This is a genomic window from Pseudomonas sp. FSL W5-0299 (assembly GCF_005930655.1).
GTDB lineage: Bacteria > Pseudomonadota > Gammaproteobacteria > Pseudomonadales > Pseudomonadaceae > Aquipseudomonas > Aquipseudomonas mandelii.
Genome location: NZ_RXHX01000006.1, coordinates 123086 through 140493, shown reverse-complemented (window position 1 = coordinate 140493; position 17408 = coordinate 123086). Strand labels below are relative to the sequence as shown.

Genomic DNA, 17408 nt, shown 5'->3' with positions numbered 1-17408 from the left:
GGTTTACGACGGCTTCGCCGCCGAGCGGGAGCAAGCTCCCTCGCCACAAAAGCCACGCTGAAGTCACCGTTAGCCATAAGGAACACCGCTGTCATGAACGACGCCACGCACACGCAGCTTCGCCCCTTGGCCGATACGTCACCGTCGGCGATTGTCGCCGGCTTCATCGCGATGATGACCGGCTACACCAGCTCCCTGGTCCTGATGTTTCAAGCCGGACAAGCGGCGGGCCTGACCAGCGGGCAGATTTCGTCGTGGATCTGGGCGATCTCGATTGGCATGGCGGTGTGCTCGATCGGCCTGTCCCTGCGTTATCGCACGCCGATCACCATCGCCTGGTCGACCCCCGGCGCGGCGTTGCTGATCACCAGCCTGGGCGGCGTGAGTTACGGCGAGGCCATCGGTGCCTACATCACCTGCGCGGTGCTGGTGACGATTTGCGGCCTGACCGGCAGCTTCGAACGGCTGGTGAGAAAGATTCCGGCATCATTGGCCGCCGCCCTGCTGGCGGGGATTCTGTTCAAGATTGGCAGTGAAATCTTCGTCGCCGCGCAGCATCGCACCGGGCTGGTGCTGGGAATGTTCTTCACTTATCTGCTGGTCAAGCGCCTGTCGCCTCGCTACGCGGTGCTCGCAGCGTTGCTGATCGGCACGGCGCTGTCCGGGTTCATGGGGCTGCTGGACTTCAGCGGTTTCCATCTGGAAGTGGCGACGCCGGTCTGGACCACGCCGCACTTCTCCCTGGCCGCGACCATCAGCATCGGTATTCCGTTATTTGTGGTGGCGATGACTTCGCAGAACATGCCCGGCATCGCGGTATTGCGCGCCGACGGCTACACCGTGCCCGCCTCGCCATTGATCACCACCACCGGCATCGCCTCGCTGCTGCTGGCGCCTTTCGGCTCCCACGGGATCAACCTGGCAGCCATCAGCGCGGCGATCTGCACCGGGCCGCATGCCCATGAGGATCGCAACAAGCGCTACACGGCTGCGGTCTGGTGCGGGATTTTCTACGGGATTGCCGGGGTGTTCGGCGCAACGCTGGCAGCGTTGTTCGCGGCGCTGCCTAAAGAGCTGGTGCTGTCGATTGCGGCGCTGGCACTGTTCGGCTCGATCATCAATGGCCTGAGCATTGCCATGACCGAAGTGAAAGAGCGGGAGGCGGCGTTGATTACCTTTATGGTCACGGCGTCGGGGCTGACGCTGTTTTCCATTGGGTCGGCGTTCTGGGGGATTGTCGCGGGGGTGTTGACGCTGGTGATTCTGAATTGGCGCAAGGGCTGAGGGACCCGACATCGACATCGCAGGCCAAGCCATGCACCTGCAAAAAGCAGGCATAAAAAAACGGCGACCCTTGGGTCGCCGTTTTTCATGACATCAAGCTACCGGATTGATCGGCTTTTCCGGGTACCAGACGTCGATCAGCGGGCTGACGGTTGCTTCGGTCAGTTCGCTGCGGCCCTTGAGCCAGGCTTCAACAGCAGCGCGCTGCTCTTCGGACACCGAGCCACGCTTCTGCAGGCAAACCAGACCGAAGTCGTCGCCGCCAACATAACCCAGACCGTTGGCTTCCATGGCTTCTTTCAGGAACGCGTCGAGGAAAGCATCAATGGCTTCATCAGCCAAATCTTCTTTGAAATCCAGGTTCAGTTCGAAACCCAGCTCTTGAAATTCATCGACGCACAGTTTTTTGCGCAGACGCTGGGAACGGTTAGTCGCCATTGGAACAATCCTCATAAGTAATAACGGGCGGCACTTTAGCAGTTTAAGCCGCTAATTGCCCGACTCTCTGGGGCGCGTCGCTGACCGTCGGTAAAAAAATTGCGGATTAGAAGGCCACGGCAAGGCACAAGCCGTTGCACCTTGGGGCATAATGCCGACACTTTCATGACCACTGAGGGAATTTATCTTCATGCCCTCGCCTTTTTTCCCCTCGAATGCAGGGTTCAATTTCACATGATCAAATCTTTGCGTCCCTTGTTACTGGCCGGCTTCCTTCTTCCTCTGGCCTTCTCCGTTTCCGCCGCCACCATCAACACCGGTCTGTCACCCAACGTAGAAAAGGCCCTGAAGGCCAGCAAGCTTCCGGACAACGCCCTGTCGCTGGTGATGATCCCGCTGAACGGCCCGGGTACACCGACCATTTACAACGCTGACGTTTCGGTCAACCCGGCTTCGACCATGAAGCTGGTAACCACCTATGCGGCGCTGGAAATGCTCGGCCCGAACCATCAGTGGAAAACCGAGTTCTACACCGACGGCACCCTCAGCGGCGGCATCCTCAACGGCAACCTCTACCTCAAGGGTGGCGGCGATCCGAAACTGAACATGGAAAAGCTCTGGCTGCTGATGCGTGATTTGCGCGCCAACGGCGTGACGCAAATCACCGGCGACCTGGTGTTGGATCGTGGCTTCTTCGTGCAACCGCAACTGCCTGAGTTCAACGACGATGGCAATGACGACAACAAGCCGTTCCTGGTCAAGCCTGATTCGCTGATGGTCAACCTCAAGGCCTTGCGCTTCGTGGCACGCAACGACAATGGCCGGGTCCTGGTGTCGGTGGAACCGCCGATTGCCAGCATCAAAGTTGAAAACCAGGTCAAAGCAGTCAATTCCAAGCAATGTACCGGTGGCGTGCGTTACAACCCGGTGACCCAGGCCGATGGCAGCGTGACTGTGACGGTCGGCGGTCAGTTGGGCGAAGGCTGCAGCTCGCAGACTTATCTGTCGCTGCTTGACCACGCCACCTATACCGCGGGTGCCGTGCGGGCGATCTGGAAAGAACTGGGTGGCAGCATCCAGGGCAGGGACCGTCTGGCGCCAACGCCGAGCAACGCCAAGGTGCTGGCCCGGGCCTACTCGCCGGATCTGGCGGAAATCATTCGCGACATCAACAAATACAGCAACAACACCATGGCTCAGCAGTTGTTCCTGAGCCTGGGCCAGAAATTCCGCACCGACGCCGACGGTGACGACGCCAGGGCTGCCCAGCGTGTGGTGCGTCAGTGGCTGGCGAAGAAAGGCATCACCGCACCGCACCTGGTGATGGAGAACGGCTCCGGCCTGTCTCGCGCCGAACGCGTGAGCGCTCGTGAAATGGCGGCGATGCTGCAAGCCGCGTGGCGCAGTCCCTACTCCGCCGAGTTCATCAGCTCGATGCCGATTGCTGGCACCGACGGCACCATGCGTAAACGCCTGAAAACCACGGCGATGCGCGGCGAAGCTCACGTCAAGACCGGCACCCTGAACACCGTGCGCGCGATCTCCGGTTACAGCCGTGACGTCAACGGCAACACCTGGGCGGTGGTGGCGATCCTCAACGACAAGGCCCCGTTTGGCGCATCGTCGGTGCTGGATCAGGTGCTGCTGGACCTGTATCGCCAGCCGAAAGTGCCGGAAACGGCTTCGGTGCTCTGACCCGATCTACACGACACCACAGATCCAATGCAGGAACGAGCCTGCTCGCGATGACGGCGGCACATCCAGCAATGATGTGACTGACAGACCGCCATCTCGAGCAGGCTCACGCCCACAGGGGTCAGCATGAAGGCTTAGTTCATCTCTGCTTCAACGCGATCCCGTCCCGCCTGCTTCGCCGCATAAACCCCAGAATCCGCCCGCAGCAACAGCGCATCCGCGCCCTCCCCGACTCGCCAACTGGCGATCCCGAAACTCGCGGTCACGACCCCGACGCCTTCGATCGGTGAACTGCGCAAGGCTTGCCACAGTTGCAAGGCCAGCACGTGGGCCTGTTCGCCGCCGATGTCCGGGCACAGCACCATGAATTCCTCGCCACCCAGGCGGCAGAACACGTCGGTACGTCGCAGACGATGGCCGATGCGCTCGCACACGGCCTGCAACACCCGATCACCCACGGCGTGGCCATGCTGGTCATTGATGCGCTTGAAGTGGTCGATGTCGAGCATGATCACCGACAACTCGCCACCCCCGCGCTCGACCCGGGCCATTTCGGTGGTCAGGCGCTCTTGAAAGTAACGGCGGTTGTGAATTCCGGTCAGGGAGTCGGTGATCGACAGCGCCCGCAGTTCTTCTTCCACCCGTTTCAGGTCGGAAATGTCCGAGATATAGCCATGCCAGAGCACGCCGCCGCCCGGCAGTTCCTCCGGGGTCGCCTCGCCGCGAACCCAGCGCAGACCGCGCTGAGGCAGTTGTACCCGGTACTCCTCGCGCCACGGGCTGAGCGTATTCGCCGATGCGCGTATCGAGTCGCGAACGCGGGTTGTGTCCTGGGGATGAATCCGCGTGAAAATCGCTTCGGCGTTGAGCAGCAAAACGTCCGGCTCGAGTTCATAGATCTCGCGAATCCCGTCGCTGGCGTAGATCACACTGAATCGGCCGTCGAATTCCATCTTGAATTGATAAATGCCACCGGGCACATGGGCGCTGAGCTTTTTCAGCAACAGGTCTCGGGCGGCCAGGGCCTCGTGGACACGCTTGCGTTCGGTGATGTCGATGCAGATCGCCAGATGCCCGACCCACAGGCCTTGCTCGTCGAGCACCGGGGTCGCGAGCATGTTCACGGTCAAATGGCTGCTGTCCTGACGGACCAGCGTCCACTCCCGAGCTTCATGACCGCCTTCTTCTCCACCTTCGACCAACATCGCCTGGCAGGTCGGAATCGGCTTGCCATAGCGCGCACTCAATTCCGCCGAGCGTGCGACCAGCTCTCGGGGAAAGTGCAGGTTTTCCAGGGTCATGCGCCCCACCACTTCAGCGCTGGAGTACCCCAGCATTTGCTCGGCCCCGGCGTTGAAGGTGTTGATGACACCTCGCAGGTCGGTGGCGATGATCGCCACTTGCGTCGCAGCATCCAGCACGCCGCGCAACTGGCCGTGAGTGCCACGCAATTCCTGCTCGCGGGCGTGCAGCTCCTGGGTGCGCTGCTCGACCATTTTCAGTGCGCGCTGGCGTTGGCTGACCAGCACGTAGAGCAACGCACTGAGCAGCACACTGAGCAAGCCACCGAGCACCACCAGGCTGGTCACCGAGGAATGGTTGGCTTTCAGAAAGGCTTCGCTGGGCAGGATATCGACTTGATAATCGTGGTCGGCCATACGCAACAGGCGTGTCGCGGACAATTCACTGGGCGCAGGCGGGTTAGAGGACTCGTAAAGCACTTCGTGCTGATCCTCGGTGGACAGATCGAGGATGCGTACCGAGAGATAGTCATAACTGGCCTCCGGCAACCCGTCCGCCAGCAACTGGCGCATGCTGATCACGGCCATGACATATCCGTAGGGTTTCATGTCCGCCGTCGCCGCATCACGCTGACGCTTCACCGGCGCCACCAGCAGCACGCCACGCGCATACGCCGGCTCGATGCCGACCAGATGCATCGGCTGCGAGACGGCCATGCTGCCCAGTTTGTCCGCCCGATCAAGGGTGGCGCGGCGTAACGGCTGGGCAAACAAGTCGTACCCCAGCGGCGAGCCGAGTCGGCTTCGGGTCTGGCTGTAGCGCACCGCCACGTATTCATTCCGCTCGGCGGCCAATTGCAGCTGGCCCTCGGCATTGAGCTCACACAGAGTGAAGTCGCTCAAACCGTCTTCTTCACGCACCTTGCGCTCGAACGCCGCCCGCTCGGCACGGGTGACCCGCGCCGCGAATGAATACGCCTGCGTGCGGTGCAGCAGCGGTTGGGTGTAACCGTCGAACTCCGCGCGGGAGACTGACTCGGAATTGGCGAAGAACCGGCGCAGGCCGTCGAGGCGCTGCTCCTGATCTTCGAAACGTTCTTCGATGCGGCTGTAACGTTCGCTGGCGAGCAGCTGGAAACGTTGCCGTAATTGATGGTGATACAGATTCAGCGTCGACCAGGCCAGCAATCCAGTGAGAATCCCACCGACGAGCAATACCAGCAGCGCGACCAACCAGGCCGAGACATCTTCACTGATAAAACCCAGGATCTTGGGGCGCACGGCGTGCAACGACATAAACGCAACTCAAAACGCCAGGTGCGGGAAAGCCCATTGGCCATGCGTTGAGTTATAGCTATTAGCCATCAATTTGACCAGCACAGAAAGAAGCCAAGAGCCTTTAAAATCAAGGCTCTGTGGATCCAATCCCTGTAAGTGTCAACGAGCCGTGATTTTCCAGGCACGGTGGATCTTGCCATTACGGGCGAAATCCGGATCGATGGTCTGGGCGGTGATTTCTTCAACGGCATAACGCGCGCTGAGGTTTTCCTCGAGCGTGAACTTGCGGAAGTTGTTGGAGAAGTACAACACGCCGCCCGGCGCCAGGCGCGCCATGGCCAGGTCGATCAACTGCACCTGGTCGCGCTGCACGTCGAAGATCCCTTCCATGCGCTTGGAGTTGGAGAACGTCGGCGGGTCGATGAAGATCAGGTCGTACTCGTCTCGGCAGGCATCGAGCCACGCCATCACGTCACCCTGCTCCAGACGGTTCTTGTCGGAGAAACCGTTCAGTGACAGGTTGCGACGCGCCCAGTCCAGGTAGGTTTTCGACAGGTCGACGCTGGTAGTGCTGCGCGCGCCGCCCTTGGCCGCGTGAACGCTGGCGGTCGCGGTGTAGCAATACAGGTTGAGGAAGCGCTTGCCGGCCGCCTCTTTCTGGATGCGCATACGCATTGGGCGGTGGTCGAGGAACAGTCCGGTGTCGAGGTAGTCGGTGAGGTTGACCAGCAGCTTCACGCCGCCTTCGTTAACCTCGACAAACTTGCCCTGGGCCGCTTGGCGTTCGTATTGCTTGGTGCCGCTCTGACGCTCGCGGCGCTTGACCACCACGCGGCTCTTGTCGATGTTCAAGGCCTGCGGAATCGCCGCCAGGGCATCGAACATGCGCGCCGAGGCTTTTTCCGGGTCGATGGACTTCGGTGCGGCGTATTCCTGGACGTGGACCCAATCGTGATACAGGTCGATGGCCATGGAATATTCCGGCATGTCGGCATCGTAGACGCGGTAGCAATCAATGCCCTCGCGCTTGACCCACTTGCCCAACGCCTTGAGGTTCTTTTGCAGGCGGTTGGCGAACATCTGCCCGCCTTCGCTCAAGCGCGGTTGCTCGATCACTACCGGGGCCGGTTTGATCGGGTTGCCGTTCTTGTTGTACTTCTCGTATTTGCCCGGCGCTACGTCGTTGTCGGCGACTTCGACTTCGGCTTGAACTTGTTCACGCTCGACCTGACGCTGTTCCGGGGTGCGACGCTCGCCGGTGACGAACTGGTCCGGCGTGACTTTGATCAGCAGCAACTTGCACGGCAAGGCGCCGTTCCAGAACGAATACTGTTTGTGGCTGCGGATGCCCATGCGCTTGCCCAGGTCCGGCGCGCCGGTGAACACCGCCGCTTCCCAGTTCAGGCAGGCCTGACGCAGACGCTCGCCAAGGTTCTGGTAGAGGTAGAGCAGGCTCGCCTCGTCGCCCAGACGCTCGCCGTATGGCGGGTTGCAGATCACCAGACCTTTCTGGTTCTGGTCCGGACGTGGCTCGAACGTGCCGACTTCGCCCTGGTAGATCTTGATCCACTCGCTAAGGCCCGCACGTTCGACGTTGTTGCGGCCCGGTTGAATCAGGCGCGGATCGGCTTCGTAACCGCGAATCCACAACGGTGGCTTGGCCAGGCCGGCGGCGGCGCGTTCGGTGGCTTCTTCGTGGAGCTTTTTCCACAGCGCCGGCACGTGGCCGAGCCAGGCGGTGAAGCCCCACTGTTCGCGACGCAGGTTCGGCGCCATGTCGGCGGCGATCATCGCCGCTTCGACGAGGAACGTACCAACACCGCACATCGGGTCAGCCAGTGCGCCGCCTTCGGCCGCAATGCGTGGCCAGCCGGAACGGATCAGGATCGCGGCCGCGAGGTTTTCCTTCAGCGGCGCCGCGCCCTGCTGCAAACGATAACCGCGCTGGTGCAGGCTGTGACCGGAGAGGTCGAGGGAGAGAATCGCTTCGCCACGGTCCAGGCGCAGGTGAATGCGCAGGTCCGGGTTGAGCTTGTCGATGGACGGACGATCGCCCTGCGGAGTGCGCAGTTTGTCGACGATGGCGTCTTTGACTTTCAGGGCGCCGAAGTGCGTATTGTCGATGCCCGAGCCGTGGCCGCTGAACTCGACGGCCAGGGTGCCGTCATTGAGCATGTGGTCTTGCCACTCGATGTCGAGTACGCCGTGGTACAGGTCTTCGGCGTCCTTCATCGGGAAACGCTTGAGCACCAGCAGCACCCGGTTCGCCAGACGCGACCACAGGCACAGGCGATAAGCGGTTTCCATGGTGGCCATGCCGCGCACGGCAGAGGTGTGCTCACGTGCTTCTTCAAGGCCAAGCCCGACGGCTTCCTCGATCAGCAGGCCTTCAAGGCCTTTGGGACAAGTGAGGAAGATTTCGAATTGATCGGACATTGGAATCTCAGAGCCTTTAGCTAAGTGAACCGGCAACGCATTGCCGGCCCGGTTTTCAATCAGGCGCTTTTCTAAAAGAGCGCCCGCGTGGCACGAAGGTGTGCCGTCCCACCTGTGCTGCTCAGGTTAGAAGAGCTTAGATGCACAGGCAGATAAAAAAGTTGATGCAACAAAATGTCATAAGTCGACCCTTCGTCGAATAATCGTCCTGCTTAACAGGAGCCATTCTCACAAAGGATTAACTCCATCATTCTGTGGGGGGCCGATCATACAGGGCTTTGACCAAGAAACACGGGACAAACATCGAGTTACTTATGGCCGTTGCATCTTTATGGTTACGTTCTTATGACAAAACGATCATTCCCTCGATGTGACGCATTGGTTAGAACTCAACACAGGTTGACGCCGCAACGACGTCAACACCTTGGCTCGCGACGCCGGCAGCGAGCCCCAACGGCAGGAGTTTTTTTCTGCCAGACCTCAATTGAGGTCGACGCGATAAATACAGTCAACAAGTGAGGGCAACACCCTATGAGAAGACTTAAGCGTGATCCGTTGGAAAGAGCATTTTTGCGCGGATATCAATATGGCGTTGGTGGCAAATCCCGTGAGCTTTGCCCATTTACTCTACCGTCGGTACGCCAAGCCTGGATTAACGGCTGGCGAGAAGGACGCGGCGACAACTGGGACGGTATGACCGGCACTGCGGGAATCCACAGACTCAACGAACTTCACGCCGTCGGCTAACACAGGGCACAACACTCCGACACGACAATCTGATTACGTAACGACTTACCACGCACGCCCCATCCGGGCGGCGGGCTCCGGCCCAGGGGCTCCTTCGAGGAGCCCTTTTTTATGCCCGCCAATTACCTGGAATCTGAACACTGCTTTTGTGGCGAGGGAGCTTGCTCCCGCTGGGCTGCGAAGCGGCCCCAGAACCAGTCACAACTCGGAGTGTCAGGTAAAACGCGGTTGCGGGGTTTACGACTGCTTCGCAGCCGAGCGGGAGCAAGCTCCCTCGCCACAAAAGCCCCCACCATGAGGCCCCAATCAGGCTTCAGCGCAGCGCCGCGATGGCGTCGACGGACTCGCGAATCAGCGCCGGGCCTTTGTAGATGAAGCCGGAATAGAGCTGCACCAGGCTAGCACCCGCAGTGATTTTCTCAGCCGCATGCTTGCCTTCGGTGATGCCGCCCACGGCGATGATTGGCAAGCGACCCGCCAGTTCCGCCGCCAGTACCTTCACGGTGTGGGTGCTCTTGTCGCGAACCGGTGCGCCGGACAGACCGCCCGCCTCATCACCATGCTCCATGCCTTCAACGCCCACACGGCTCAGGGTGGTGTTGGTGGCAATCACTGCGTCCATCCCGGTTTCGATCAGCGCTTGCGCGACCTGAGCGGTTTCTTCATCGGTCATGTCCGGCGCGATCTTGATCGCCAGCGGTACATGTTTGCCGTGGCGCAGGGCCAGTTCCGCGCGACGGGTCGCCAGATCAGCCAGCAATTGCTTGAGCGAATCGCCGAATTGCAGGCTGCGCAGGCCCGGGGTGTTCGGCGAGCTGACGTTGACCGTCACGTAGCTGGCGTGGGCATAGACCTTGTCCAGGCAGATCAGGTAATCGTCGACCGCGCGCTCAACCGGCGTATCGAAGTTCTTGCCGATGTTGATGCCCAGCACGCCCTTGTACTTGGCCGCCGCCACGCGTGCCAGCAGGTGATCGACGCCGAGGTTGTTGAACCCCATGCGGTTGATGATCGCCTCGGCCTCCGGCAGACGGAAAATCCGTGGCTTGGGGTTACCCGGCTGCGGACGCGGGGTGATGGTACCGATTTCGACAAAGCCGAAACCCAGCTGGGCAAACCCGTCGATGGCCGCACCGTTCTTGTCCAGACCGGCCGCCAAACCGACCGGGTTCGGAAACTCCAGGCCCATGACGCTGACCGGCATTTTCGCCGGCGCCTTGCACAGCAGACTGTTGAGGCCCAAACGCCCGCCCGCGCCGATCAGGTCCAGGGACAGATCGTGGGAGGTTTCCGGGGAAAGTTTGAACAACAGCTGACGGGCCAGGGTGTACATGGGCGGTTTTGACTCGAATGGCGGCGAAATGAGGCGGCGATTATAGCCGGGCATCGGTGCCGCAAGCGAGGCGCGCAACAAAATCAGCGGACGATGGCATATGCCTTGCACCCTCACTGACATCAGCACTCATGCCAACGGCGGGATGAGTCGAAAGACAAAGGCGTCGTCACTTGGCCTTGCCCTGGCAAGCAGCCCGGTACGACGCTTTTTTTTGGAAGGTGTTTAACCATGAATGAAACCACAGCGGGCCCACTGGCCTGGGTCAATGGCAGCGATGCCCCGGAAAAGACTGAGATCAACCTCGGCTTCATGGCCCTGAGTGACTGCGCCTCGGTGGTGGTCGCGGCCACGCAGGGTTTCGCGCAGCCTTACGGCCTGACCCTGAACCTCAAGCGCCAGTCGTCCTGGGCCAACCTGCGGGACAAACTGGTCAGCGGCGAACTCGACGCCGCCCACAGCCTGTACGGCCTGATCTACGCCGTGCACCTGGGCATCGGCGGCGTGGCGCCGACCGACATGGCGGTGCTCATGGGCCTGAACCAGAACGGCCAGAGCATCAACCTTTCTCATGGCTTGCAGGCCTTGGGGGTGACCAGTCCTGAAGCACTGGACCGGCACGTGCACCAAAGTCGCCCAAAACTGACCTTCGCCCAGACATTTCCGACAGGCACCCACGCCATGTGGCTGTATTACTGGCTCGCGAGTCAGGGCATTCATCCGTTGCAGGACGTCGACAGCGTGGTGGTGCCACCGCCACAGATGGTCGCGCACCTGCAAGCCGGACGCATCGACGGCTTCTGCGTCGGCGAACCGTGGTCCGCCAGCGCGGTGAAGCAGAATCTGGGGTTCACTATGGCAACGACCCAGACCATCTGGCCCGATCACCCGGAAAAAGTCCTCGGCTGCACTCGCGCCTTTGTCGAGCAGTACCCCAACACCGCCCGGGCGTTGGTGATGGCGATCCTCGAAGCCAGCCGCTTCATTGAAGACGGCAGCGAGAACCGCCGCAGCACCGCGAAGCTGTTGAGCGCGCCCGAATACCTTGATGCACCGCTCGATTGCATCGAACCGCGCTTGCTTGGCGACTACGCCGATGGCCTCGGCAATCGCTGGCAGGACCCGCACGCGCTGCGTTTCCATGCGGGCGGTGAGGTCAATGTGCCGTACTTGTCCGATGGCATGTGGTTCATGACCCAGTTCCGCCGCTGGGGCTTGTTGCGCGACGACCCGGATTACCTCGGCGTGGCCCGTGAGGTCCAGCAACTAGACTTGTATCGTGAGGCCGCCAGCGCAGTCGGTGTTGCCGCCGAGGGTGAGGACATGCGCAGCAGCCAATTGATCGACGGCAAAGTCTGGGATGGCTCCGACCCGACCGGCTATGCCCGCAGTTTCAAGCTGCACGCCATGAGCGAAAGCTCGCACCGAATCGCCAGCCGCTGACAGGAGACTGCGAATATGTTGCGTATCCTGCTGATCAACGACACCGCGAAGAAAGTCGGTCGCCTGAAAGCAGCCCTGACCGAAGCCGGGTTCGAGGTGATCGACGAATCCGGCCTGACCATCGACCTGCCCGCGCGCGTCGAAACGGTGCGTCCGGATGTGATTTTGATCGATACCGAGTCACCCAGCCGCGATGTGATGGAGCAAGTGGTGCTCGTGAGCCGCGACCAACCGCGACCGATTGTGATGTTTACCGATGAACATGACCCCGATGTGATGCGCCAGGCAATCAAGTCCGGGGTCAGTGCCTACATCGTCGAAGGCATTCACGCACAACGCTTGCAGCCGATTCTCGACGTGGCCATGGCGCGCTTTGAAAGCGACCAGGCCCTGCGCGCCCAGCTCAACGCCCGCGACCAGCAACTGGCCGAGCGCAAGCGCATCGAGCTGGCCAAGGGGCTGTTGATGAAGATGAAGGACTGCAACGAGGAAGAGGCTTACACCCTCATGCGCCGCCAGGCCATGAGCCGGCAGCAGAAACTGATTCAGGTGGCGGAGCAGATTATTGCCATGAGTGAACTGCTCGGCTGAAGCCTTGCGAAGTCTGTGAAGACGCCTTCGCGGGCAAGCCTCGCTCCTACAGGTGCCCACGACATCTGAACTCACCACAAAACCTGTAGGAGCGAGGCTTGCCCGTGAATGGCCGCAACGCGTCATCAAGGTGTTGGCACAGATCTGGCTAAGTAATCCATACAGGTAACCAACGGCGGTTGCCCCACCTACGACAAAGACGTCGCTCACCTCATTTGCCCACGGCGAATCGGGTGGCGGCGTTTTTTCGTTTTGGCCCCAGAGATCGGGGCCGGTGGTGCGGCCGAGGCGGCGCCCCACCTGCAAGCTTCTGACTCCTTCTCGAGACTCCCTACAGCTGAGGTGCGCGATGAATTCAAGCTTCTGGAAATCTGGCCATACCCCGACATTGTTCGCGGCGTTCCTCTATTTCGACCTGAGTTTCATGGTCTGGTACCTGCTCGGCCCACTGGCGGTGCAGATCGCCACCGACCTGCAACTGACCACCCAGCAACGCGGGCTGGTGGTGGCCACGCCGATTCTCGCCGGGGCCATACTGCGCTTTTTGATGGGCTTGCTGGCTGATCGCCTGTCGCCCAAGACCGCTGGCCTGATCGGCCAAGTGATCGTCATCTGCGCCCTGTTCGTTGCCTGGAAACACGGCATCCACAGTTACGAACAAGCGCTGCTATTGGGCTTGTTTCTCGGTGTGGCCGGCGCATCCTTCGCCGTCGCCCTGCCGCTGGCCTCGCAATGGTATCCGCCGCAACACCAAGGCAAGGCCATGGGCATCGCCGGTGCCGGCAACTCGGGCACCGTGCTTGCCGCATTGATCGCCCCGGTGCTGGCGGCCGCCTTCGGCTGGAGCAACGTGTTCGGCTTCGCCCTGATCCCGCTGATCCTGACCATCATCGTGTTCGCCTGGCTGGCCAAAAACGCCCCTGAACGGCCGAAAGCCAAGTCCATGTCCGACTACTTCAAGGCCTTGGGCGACCGCGACAGTTGGTGGTTCATGTTTTTCTACAGCGTGACCTTCGGTGGCTTCATCGGCCTGGCCAGCGCCCTGCCCGGCTATTTCAACGACCAATACGGCCTGAGCCCGGTCACTGCCGGCTACTACACCGCAGCCTGCGTGTTCGGTGGCAGCCTGATGCGCCCATTAGGCGGCGCGCTGGCCGACCGATTCGGCGGGATTCGCACGTTGCTGGGGATGTACACAGTCGCAGCGATCTGCATCGCGGCGGTGGGTTTCAACCTGCCGAGTTCCTATGCAGCGCTGGCACTTTTCGTCTGCACCATGCTCGGTTTGGGTGCGGGTAACGGCGCGGTCTTCCAATTGGTCCCGCAACGTTTTCGTCGGGAAATCGGTGTAATGACCGGCTTGATCGGCATGGCCGGCGGCATCGGCGGTTTCGCACTGGCGGCGGGCATGGGCGCGATCAAGCAAAGCACTGGCAGTTATCAAATGGCCCTGTGGTTGTTCGCCAGCCTTGGCGTGCTCGCCTGGTTCGGCCTGCACGGGGTGAAACGTCGCTGGAGAACCACCTGGGGTTCGGCCGCTGTGACCGCTGCCCGGGTCTGAGACCGCAATGAGCCTGCAATTGAGTTTTGCCGAAGCGAGCGCCATCGGCCCTCGCGAGGAAAACCAGGACGCCCTGCGCCTGGTCACTCCGGCCCCGGCGCTGGCGGCAAGCAAGGGTTACCTGTTCGCCATCGCCGACGGGGTCAGCCAGTGCGCCGACGGCGGTCTCGCCGCCCGTTCGACCTTGCAGGCCCTGGCGCTGGACTATTACGCCACCCCGGAAACCTGGGGTGTCGCGCAAGCGCTGGATCGCCTGCTGCTGGCGCAAAATCGCTGGTTGCAGGCCAATGGCGGTGGGCAACCATTGCTCACGACTGTCAGTGCTTTGGTCATGCGCGGCAGGCGTTTTACCTTGGCCCATGTCGGCGATTGCCGGGTGTATCGCTGGCACGCCGACACCTTGCAGCGGGTCAGCGAAGATCACGTCTGGGACCAGCCGGGCATGCAGCATGTGCTCAAGCGAGCGCTGGGGCTCGATCAGCATCTGGTCCTGGATTTTCTTGACGGTGAACTTCGCCTCGATGAGAGCTTTGTGCTGCTCAGCGACGGCATCTGGGCGGTGCTGGGCGACACCGCCATTGCGGCGATTCTGCGCGACCAACCGGACCTGCACAGCGCGGCGCAAACCCTGGTCAGCGCAGCGCACCTGGCGGGCAGTCAGGACAATGCCAGCGCCCTGTTGGTGCGAGTCGATGCCCTCGGTGAGACGAGCATTGGCGATGCGCTGATTCATCTGCAGCAATGGCCACTGCCACCCGCATTGAAACCGGGCCAGATGTTCGAGGGCTGGCAGGTCGAAGGGATGCTCGGCCAGAGCCAGCAGTCGCTGCTTTATCGGGTTCGCGACAGCCAACAACACCCCTGGCTGCTGAAAACCTTGCCCGGCGCACTGCGCGACGATCACCTCGCCGGTCAGGCTTTGCTGTCGGAGGAATGGTTTCTCAAGCGCGTGGCCGGACGGCATTTCCCTGAAGTTCATGCCGCCAGCCAGCGTCAGCATTTGTATTACGTGATGCGCGAGTATTCCGGTTCCACTCTGGCGCAGTTGCACGAACGGGTTGCCGCGCTGCCGCTGGCGCAATGGCAGGATCTGGCCGAGCGTCTGCTCAAGGCCGTCGGCATGCTGCATCGCCGGCAGATTCTTCATCGCGACATCAAACCGGAGAACCTGTTGCTGGGCGACGACGGTGAATTGCGCTTGCTGGATTTCGGCCTCGCCTACTGCCCCGGTCTGTCAGAAGATCAACCCACGACCTTGCCCGGCACGCCGAGCTATATCGCGCCGGAAGCCTTTGCCGGTGAGGCACCGACACCGCAACAGGATCTGTACGCAGTCGGTGTCACCCTGTATTTCCTGCTGACCGGGCATTATCCCTACGGCGAAATCGAAGCCTTCCAGCGTCCACGCTTTGGCGTGCCCGTCAGCCCCAGCCGTTACCGCCCAGACCTGCCGGACTGGATCGCGCAAAGCCTGGAGCGCGCGGTCGCGGCGGATCCGGGTCAACGGTTTGAAACGGCGGAAGAGTGGTTGCTGTTGCTGGAGCAGGGAGAGCGACGCAGTTTGAGTGTGCGGCCCAGACCGCTGCTGGAGCGCGAGCCGTTGAAGGTCTGGCGGACACTGGCGCTGGTGATGTTGGTGGTGAATCTGGTGCTGCTGGTTTTGCTGTTTCATGGCTGATTCCGCGTCGCGCCCATCGCGAGCAGGCTCGCTCCCACAGGGGATCTCCAGTGTCCGGGAGACCATTGTGGGAGCGAGCCTGCTCGCGATGGCGGACTGACAGCCCCGCCTGCCCCATCAGCAACTCGCTCCATTAATGGGCAACGCGCTTTGATTCGGTGCAATAAATCGGACGCTTTGACTCAAAACTGTTATTTCCCGCTCTAAACCCGGGTTCTGACAACTTGGCACAACCACTGCATTACCTCTCCCAACAGACATAAAGCCCAGCCTTCAACGATGAAGGGTGTGCTTCCCGAGAGAACGGGACCAGGACAAAGGCGTCCTCGCTAGGCAACTAGCGGGACGCCTTTTTTTGTTTGCGCAAAATATGTCGAGCAAGACCTGACAGCCCTGATGAGGCGGGTCCGAGCTCCCCGGAGAACCTGATGAAAAAACTAAAACTGGTGATGATCGGCAACGGCATGGCCGGGGTTCGTACCCTGGAAGAACTGCTCAAGTTGAGCAACGAGCTGTACGACATCACGGTCTTCGGCGCCGAACCCCATACCAACTACAACCGCATCCTGCTGTCACCGGTACTGGCCGGTGAACAGACCTTCGACGAGATCGTACTGAACGATCTCGACTGGTACCTGGACAACAGCATCAAGTTGCTGCTCAACCGCAAAGTAGTGGAGATAGACCGGGTCAAACGCCGCGTGATCGCCGACGACGGCACCGAGGCGGAATACGATCGCCTGCTGATCGCGACCGGCTCGACCCCGTTCATCCTGCCGATCCCCGGCAACGCTTTGCAGGGTGTGATCGGCTATCGCGACATCGCCGACACCCAGGCCATGATCAACACCGCGAAAACCCACAAGCACGCCGTGGTGATCGGTGGCGGTCTGCTCGGCCTGGAAGCTGCAAACGGTCTGATGCTGCGCGGCATGCACGTCACCGTGGTGCACATCGGCGAGTGGCTGCTGGAGCGGCAGCTGGACAAAACCAGTGGCCAACTCCTGCAAACCGCCCTGGAAGCCCGCGGCCTGCATTTTCGTCTGAGCGAACAGACCCAGGCCCTGCACGATGCCGGCAACGGCCGGGTCGGCTCGGTTGAATTCAAGAATGGCGACATCATCCCCGCCGACCTGGTGGTCATGGCCGCCGGCATCCGCCCAAGCACCGAACTGGCGGAAAAATCCGGCATCCCCTGCCATCGCGGGATTCTGGTCAATGACACCCTGCAAACCTATGACCCACGGATCTACGCCATCGGCGAATGCGCCAGCCACCGCGGAACCGCCTACGGCCTGGTCGCGCCGCTGTTCGAGCAAGCCAAGGTCTGCGCCAACCACCTCGCGCAACTGGGCTTCGCCACCTACAAAGGCTCGGTGACCTCGACCAAATTGAAAGTCACAGGCATCGACCTGTTCTCCGCCGGCGACTTCATGGGCGGCGAAGGTACCGAAACCATCACCCTCTCCGACCCGATCGGTGGGGTCTACAAAAAACTGGTGATCAAGGATGACGTGCTGGTCGGCGCCTGTCTGTACGGCGACACGGCCGATGGCGGGTGGTATTTCCGACAGATTCGTGAAAATCACGACATCGACGAGATCCGCGATCACCTGATGTTCGGCGACGCTTCGTTCATGGAGCAGGCCATCGGCGACGCAGGACACTCCGGCAGGGAAGCAC

11 protein-coding genes and 1 pseudogene are annotated in these 17408 nt (G+C 61.1%); 8 read left to right on the top strand and 4 right to left on the bottom strand.

The genetic code is table 11. The features are described 5' to 3' along the window. Positions 1-93 precede the first annotated feature (93 nt). Complete coding sequence (locus FHL16_RS10655; RefSeq protein ID WP_077748202.1) at positions 94-1284, top strand: benzoate/H(+) symporter BenE family transporter; 1191 nt, start codon at positions 94-96, stop codon at positions 1282-1284. Between the two features lie 93 nt (positions 1285-1377). On the opposite strand, the gene FHL16_RS10650 is transcribed toward FHL16_RS10655, so the two are convergent. Beyond that, positions 1378-1722: a YggL family protein gene (locus tag FHL16_RS10650; RefSeq protein ID WP_007896965.1), complete on the bottom strand. Its 345-nt coding sequence runs from the start codon at positions 1720-1722 to the stop codon at positions 1378-1380. 234 nt (positions 1723-1956) lie between these two features. Between FHL16_RS10650 and dacB the strand changes: the two genes are divergently transcribed. Further along, positions 1957-3417 carry a D-alanyl-D-alanine carboxypeptidase/D-alanyl-D-alanine endopeptidase gene (dacB, locus tag FHL16_RS10645; protein ID WP_010456483.1) on the top strand — a complete coding sequence of 487 codons (1461 nt, stop codon included), beginning with the start codon at positions 1957-1959 and terminating at the stop codon, positions 3415-3417. A gap of 134 nt (positions 3418-3551) precedes the next feature. Here the strand turns inward: dacB and FHL16_RS10640 are convergent, their stop codons facing one another. Further along, positions 3552-5954, bottom strand: a complete 2403-nt coding sequence (locus tag FHL16_RS10640) for a sensor domain-containing diguanylate cyclase (RefSeq protein WP_077748201.1) — start codon at positions 5952-5954, stop codon at positions 3552-3554. A 141-nt stretch (positions 5955-6095) separates the two neighbouring features. Next, entirely contained in the window at positions 6096-8372 is a 2277-nt protein-coding gene (gene rlmKL / locus FHL16_RS10635) for a bifunctional 23S rRNA (guanine(2069)-N(7))-methyltransferase RlmK/23S rRNA (guanine(2445)-N(2))-methyltransferase RlmL (protein ID WP_010456487.1), read from the bottom strand. 531 nt (positions 8373-8903) lie between these two features. On the opposite strand from rlmKL, the gene rmf reads away from it, so the two are divergent. After that, entirely contained in the window at positions 8904-9119 is a 216-nt protein-coding gene (rmf, locus tag FHL16_RS10630) for a ribosome modulation factor (RefSeq protein WP_003223300.1), read from the top strand. Positions 9120-9432: 313 nt separating this feature from the next. Here the strand turns inward: rmf and FHL16_RS10620 are convergent, their stop codons facing one another. Then, on the bottom strand, positions 9433-10452 hold the full coding sequence (locus tag FHL16_RS10620) for a quinone-dependent dihydroorotate dehydrogenase (protein WP_010456498.1): 1020 nt from the start codon (positions 10450-10452) through the stop codon (positions 9433-9435). Positions 10453-10683: 231 nt separating this feature from the next. Between FHL16_RS10620 and FHL16_RS10615 the strand changes: the two genes are divergently transcribed. The 5 genes and pseudogenes from FHL16_RS10615 to FHL16_RS10590 all read left to right on the top strand — a co-directional run. Next, positions 10684-11895, top strand: a complete 1212-nt coding sequence (locus tag FHL16_RS10615; RefSeq protein ID WP_010456499.1) for a CmpA/NrtA family ABC transporter substrate-binding protein — start codon at positions 10684-10686, stop codon at positions 11893-11895. Between the two features lie 15 nt (positions 11896-11910). After that, a complete protein-coding gene (locus FHL16_RS10610; RefSeq protein WP_008146285.1) occupies positions 11911-12486 on the top strand; it encodes an ANTAR domain-containing response regulator in 576 nt (191 codons plus the stop codon). A gap of 349 nt (positions 12487-12835) precedes the next feature. Then, complete coding sequence (locus FHL16_RS10600; RefSeq protein ID WP_077748200.1) at positions 12836-14047, top strand: nitrate/nitrite transporter; 1212 nt, start codon at positions 12836-12838, stop codon at positions 14045-14047. Between the two features lie 7 nt (positions 14048-14054). Next, positions 14055-15725, top strand: coding sequence for a bifunctional protein-serine/threonine kinase/phosphatase (locus tag FHL16_RS10595; protein ID WP_077748199.1), 1671 nt, complete (start codon positions 14055-14057; stop codon positions 15723-15725). A gap of 428 nt (positions 15726-16153) precedes the next feature. Then, positions 16154-17407 (top strand): annotated as a pseudogene (locus FHL16_RS10590) (NAD(P)/FAD-dependent oxidoreductase); the annotation flags it as partial. Between the last annotated feature and the right edge of the window lies 1 nt (position 17408).

What these genes read in the sequence shown, in the direction of transcription:
- FHL16_RS10610 (WP_008146285.1), top strand. Translation starts at nt 11,911, where the DNA reads ATGTTGCGTATCCTGCTGATCAACGACACCGCGAAGAAAGTCGGTCGC.
- FHL16_RS10615 (WP_010456499.1), top strand. Translation starts at nt 10,684, where the DNA reads ATGAATGAAACCACAGCGGGCCCACTGGCCTGGGTCAATGGCAGCGAT.
- FHL16_RS10595 (WP_077748199.1), top strand. Translation starts at nt 14,055, where the DNA reads ATGAGCCTGCAATTGAGTTTTGCCGAAGCGAGCGCCATCGGCCCTCGC.
- FHL16_RS10655 (WP_077748202.1), top strand. Translation starts at nt 94, where the DNA reads ATGAACGACGCCACGCACACGCAGCTTCGCCCCTTGGCCGATACGTCA.
- rlmKL (WP_010456487.1), bottom strand. Translation starts at nt 8,372, where the DNA reads ATGTCCGATCAATTCGAAATCTTCCTCACTTGTCCCAAAGGCCTTGAA.
- dacB (WP_010456483.1), top strand. Translation starts at nt 1,957, where the DNA reads ATGATCAAATCTTTGCGTCCCTTGTTACTGGCCGGCTTCCTTCTTCCT.
- FHL16_RS10600 (WP_077748200.1), top strand. Translation starts at nt 12,836, where the DNA reads ATGAATTCAAGCTTCTGGAAATCTGGCCATACCCCGACATTGTTCGCG.
- FHL16_RS10620 (WP_010456498.1), bottom strand. Translation starts at nt 10,452, where the DNA reads ATGTACACCCTGGCCCGTCAGCTGTTGTTCAAACTTTCCCCGGAAACC.
- FHL16_RS10650 (WP_007896965.1), bottom strand. Translation starts at nt 1,722, where the DNA reads ATGGCGACTAACCGTTCCCAGCGTCTGCGCAAAAAACTGTGCGTCGAT.
- rmf (WP_003223300.1), top strand. Translation starts at nt 8,904, where the DNA reads ATGAGAAGACTTAAGCGTGATCCGTTGGAAAGAGCATTTTTGCGCGGA.
- FHL16_RS10640 (WP_077748201.1), bottom strand. Translation starts at nt 5,954, where the DNA reads ATGTCGTTGCACGCCGTGCGCCCCAAGATCCTGGGTTTTATCAGTGAA.